Here is a 3,833-nt window from a genome sequence, read left to right as displayed (position 1 = left end):
GGCGAGGACGGCCTCCTTCTCCCGGCGGTCGATGAGCTGCCCCCCGCCGGAGAACCGGACGTCGTCGTACTCCTCGGCGACCTCGTCGGCCTGGTACCAGTCCTGTCCCTTCACGTTGTCCGTGATGGACGCCGGACCGACAAAACCGTACTGGATGCGGTCCGGCGGCGCGGTCCGTGCGGGCGGTCGGAAGCGGCCGAGGAACCCTCCGCGGTCACCCGCTCGTGGCGACGTTCTCGGCCGGAACCTTGACGATCACCCGCGCGCCCTCCTCCTCGTCGTGGTGCGGGTACTCGTCGACGCCGAAGTACCGACGGGCGAGCTCGTCGATGTGCTCGCGGGCGCCCTCCTCGGTCAGTTCGGCCTCGCCGCGGACGGAGACGTACCGGTACGGGTCGTCGGGGTCGAGCACGCTGACGCCGACCTTCGGGTTCGCGCGGACGTTCCGCTCCTTGCGCCGCCCGCGGGCGGTGTTCACGAGGACGTGCTCGCGGTCCTCGTGGTCGACCCAGACCGGCGTGACGTGGGGCAGCCCGTCCGGCCCGACGGTCGCGAAGTGCGCGTACGACTCGGCTTCGAGGATGTCGACGTGGGACTCCGGAATCACGCGACGTGGTAGGGCCCCGCGTCGGAAAACCTGCCTGATAGATCGTCTATGATAGCCGGACGAGACGTGATATTAACACATTATATTATCACAGGCAACTTCCCCTATATGTAGCCAACCTTTACCACTACCCACGGGATTCGTGTGAGACATGAGTACCAGTCCCGCGGAGACCGCTGACCAGGACCGCCTGTCCGAGACCGAGTACCGCGACCGCCTGCGCGATCTGCCCCCGAGCGCGAAGCTCGTCGCGAAGGTATTAGAGGGGGACGCCCCCCTCTCGCAGGGCGGCCTCGCCGAGGAGTCGCTGCTCCCCGACCGCACCGTCCGCTACGCGCTCAACCGCCTCGAGGAGGAGGGCCTCGTCGACTCGCGGTACAGCTTCAAGGACGCGCGCAAGCAGGTGTACTACCTGACGACCTGAGCGGCTTTCGCACCGTAGCTCACCGTCTCCCGCACCGTTCTCGACGACCGCGCCGGCTCGGCGCCGGTTCGGCCGCACCGACCGCACACGCAGTCCTTTTTACCTCCTCGCCCCGATATCGAGTCGTATGGATCTCTCGGTCGTCGTCCCGACGCTGAACGGTCGGGACCGGTTGGCCGCCTGCCTCGACGCGTTGGCGGCCGACGCCCCCGACGCCGAGGTGATCGTCGTCAACGGTCCCTCGGCCGACGGCACGACCGGCATGGTGCGCGACCGCGACGACGTCGACGTGCTGGTCGAGATCTCCGACCGCACGGTGAACGTCGCCCGCAACGCCGGCGTCGAGGTGGCGACGGGCGACGCGGTGGCGCTGGTCGACTACGACAACCGGATCGGGCCGGGGTGGCGCGACGCGGTCGCCGACGGCCTCGACGCGGCCCCCGTGGTCTCGGGACCGGTGACGCCGATCCCGCGGGGCGAGCCGACCGACCGAGGTGAGGCCGAGCCGACCGGCCGAGGTGAGGCCGAGCCGGCAGAGATCGAGCCGACGGAGACCGGGCCGGAGCGGAACCGAATCGCGGGCCGAGACGTCACCTATTTCGAGGGGGGTAACGTCGCGTTCCGCCGGGACACCCTGCGGGATCTCGACGGCTTCGACGAGTACCTCCGGGTCGGCGGCGCGCGCGACGCGGCCCACCGGCTCGCACGCATGGACCGCGAGGTGGCGTGGCGGCCGGCGATGGCCGCGCGGAAGGAGCTCCCGACCCCGACCGCCGCCGACGGCGGGCGCAGCGCGCACGAGTGGGGGTGGAAGTACCGGGGGCTCGCCTACCGACTGCTGAAGAACTACGGCGTGCGGCCGACGGTCCTGCTCCGGACGGGGTCGCACGCGGTCGGCGACGCGGTCGGCGCGGCGAAGGACGTGGTCCGCGGCGAGTCGACGCCGTCGCGCTGGGCCGCGACGGGCCGCGACGTGCTCGTCGGGCTCGCCGGCGGGAGCTCGGACGGCCTCGTCGCCCGGCGGCGCGACCGGAGCCCGGCGCGGAACCCGAACGGCGTCTCGACGCGCGCGGACCGCGCCGTCGCGAAGTACGACCGACGGAGCGGAGCGGACGGCGACGGAGCGCGCGAGTCCGACGGCGGAGCGGGCGACGGAGCCGCCGGCGAGTGAGCCCCGCGTCTTTTAACCGGGGGCGCGGCCAACGCTCCGACAACGAATGGGACTCACGAAGCGCATCATCCCCTGTATCGACGTCGACCTCGACGACGAGGGCGACGCCGCGGTGTACACCGGCGTCAACTTCGAGAACCTGGAGTACACCGGCGACCCGGTCGAACTCGCGAAGAAGTACAACGAGGCGGGCGCCGACGAGTTCGTCTTCCTCGACATCACCGCCAGCGCCGACGGCCGCGAGACGATGCTCGACGTGGTCAACCGGGTCGCCGACGAGTGTTTCATCCCGCTGACGGTCGGCGGCGGCATTCGGACGAAAGCGGACATCAAAGAGACCCTGCGCGCCGGCGCGGACAAGGTGTCGATCACGACCGGCGCCCTCGAACGCCCCGAGCTCATCGAGGAGGGCGCGGCCGCGTTCGGCTCGCAGTGTATCGTCATCTCCGTCGACGCGCGGCGGCGATACGACGACGAGGGCGAGCACTTCTACGAGGACGAGGACGGCGAGGCGGTGTGGTTCGAGTGCACGAAGAAGGGCGGCCGCGAGGGGACCGGCGTCGACGCCGTCTCGTGGGCGAAGGAGGCCGAGGAGCGCGGCGCCGGCGAGCTGTTCGTCAACTCCATCGACAAGGACGGGACGAAGGACGGGTACGACGTTCCCCTGATGAAGGCGGTCGGCGAGGCGGTCTCGACCCCCCTCATCGCCTCGTCCGGCTGCGGGAGCCCCGAGGACATGTACGAGGTGTTCACCGAGGCGAACGCCGACGCCGGGCTCGCCGCCTCCATCTTCCACTTCGGCGACTACTCCATCGAGGAGACGAAGGCGTACCTCGACGAGCGCGGCGTGCCGGTGCGCCGCTGAGTGCGGCGTTTCGGGCGGGGGTTAACTACCGCTGTAGTGTTTATTTTTACCCGTTCGAAACCAACAGTTATTATCCGACGGAGCGCGAACCGTGACGTATGTCCACGTCCACGTCACCCACGCGTGTTCGCGACGGCTCGCCGGAGCTCGTCTGTAAACGGACCGACGACGGCGACGACGGTGACGGCGGGGAAGTGACGTTCTTCGAGCGGGACGTCGACCCGGACGAGCGGACCACCCGGTGGATCACGGTCCGCGAGTCCGACTGCGTGCCCCGCGACGAGTGGCGATAGGAGTGGTTTTACTGCGTTTTTGACGCTTATTTATAAATCGCTACCAGCGACGCAACGGCGAACACCGCCAAAGCCCCGGCCGCTTGCTTATAAATAGTCGCTGGCGGATCGACGGCGAACACCGCCAAAGCCCCGGCCGCTCGCTTATAAATGGTCGCTGGCGGATCGACGGCGAACACCGCCAAAGCCCCAGCCGCTCGCTTATAAATAGTCGCTGGCGGATCGACGGCGAACACCGCCAAAGCCCCAGCCGCGAGGCGGGCACACGCTCGCTGCGCTCCTCACTCGTTCGCTCCGCTCCCTCGTTGCGGTGCTTGCGTCACCTGTGCCCGCCTCGCGGCTGCCCCTTTGAGTCCCGCCCAACCGCACAGCACCCGCACCTCACGCCTCCCCAGCCTCGCGGTTCGCTCGGGCTCCCTCCGGTCGCCCGTCGCTCACCGCGTCCCTCGCGCGCGCGACTCGCGCCCTGCGGG

The 3,833-nt window shown here is 69.6% G+C and carries 6 protein-coding genes and 1 pseudogene; 4 read left to right on the top strand and 3 right to left on the bottom strand.

Features of this window, described 5'->3' with window-relative positions; translation table 11 throughout:
* Together B9G38_RS17925 and B9G38_RS15105 are read right to left on the bottom strand one after the other, a co-directional pair.
* A pseudogene (locus B9G38_RS17925) lies at positions 1-114 on the bottom strand (SAM-dependent methyltransferase); the annotation flags it as partial.
* Positions 115-214: 100 nt separating this feature from the next.
* Positions 215-607: a PPOX class F420-dependent oxidoreductase gene (locus B9G38_RS15105; protein ID WP_086220923.1), complete on the bottom strand. Its 393-nt coding sequence runs from the start codon at positions 605-607 to the stop codon at positions 215-217.
* Positions 608-758: 151 nt separating this feature from the next.
* On the opposite strand from B9G38_RS15105, the gene B9G38_RS15100 reads away from it, so the two are divergent.
* The 4 genes from B9G38_RS15100 (at position 759) to B9G38_RS15085 (ending at position 3,360) form a co-directional block, all read left to right on the top strand.
* Positions 759-1,031 (top strand): helix-turn-helix domain-containing protein, encoded by a 273-nt coding sequence (locus B9G38_RS15100; RefSeq protein ID WP_086220922.1) that lies wholly within the window; start codon positions 759-761, stop codon positions 1,029-1,031.
* Between the two features lie 127 nt (positions 1,032-1,158).
* Positions 1,159-2,202: a glycosyltransferase gene (locus tag B9G38_RS15095; RefSeq protein WP_086220921.1), complete on the top strand. Its 1,044-nt coding sequence runs from the start codon at positions 1,159-1,161 to the stop codon at positions 2,200-2,202.
* A gap of 46 nt (positions 2,203-2,248) precedes the next feature.
* Positions 2,249-3,067, top strand: a complete 819-nt coding sequence (gene hisF / locus B9G38_RS15090) for an imidazole glycerol phosphate synthase subunit HisF (RefSeq protein ID WP_086220920.1) — start codon at positions 2,249-2,251, stop codon at positions 3,065-3,067.
* Positions 3,068-3,165: 98 nt separating this feature from the next.
* Positions 3,166-3,360: a hypothetical protein gene (locus B9G38_RS15085; RefSeq protein WP_086220919.1), complete on the top strand. Its 195-nt coding sequence runs from the start codon at positions 3,166-3,168 to the stop codon at positions 3,358-3,360.
* A gap of 26 nt (positions 3,361-3,386) precedes the next feature.
* On the opposite strand, the gene B9G38_RS15080 is transcribed toward B9G38_RS15085, so the two are convergent.
* A complete protein-coding gene (locus B9G38_RS15080) occupies positions 3,387-3,539 on the bottom strand; it encodes a hypothetical protein (RefSeq protein ID WP_233127233.1) in 153 nt (50 codons plus the stop codon).
* Positions 3,540-3,833 lie beyond the last annotated feature (294 nt).

The sequence above is a fragment of the Halorubrum sp. SD612 genome (assembly GCF_002135005.1).
This window is presented reverse-complemented; position numbering and strand designations above follow the sequence as displayed.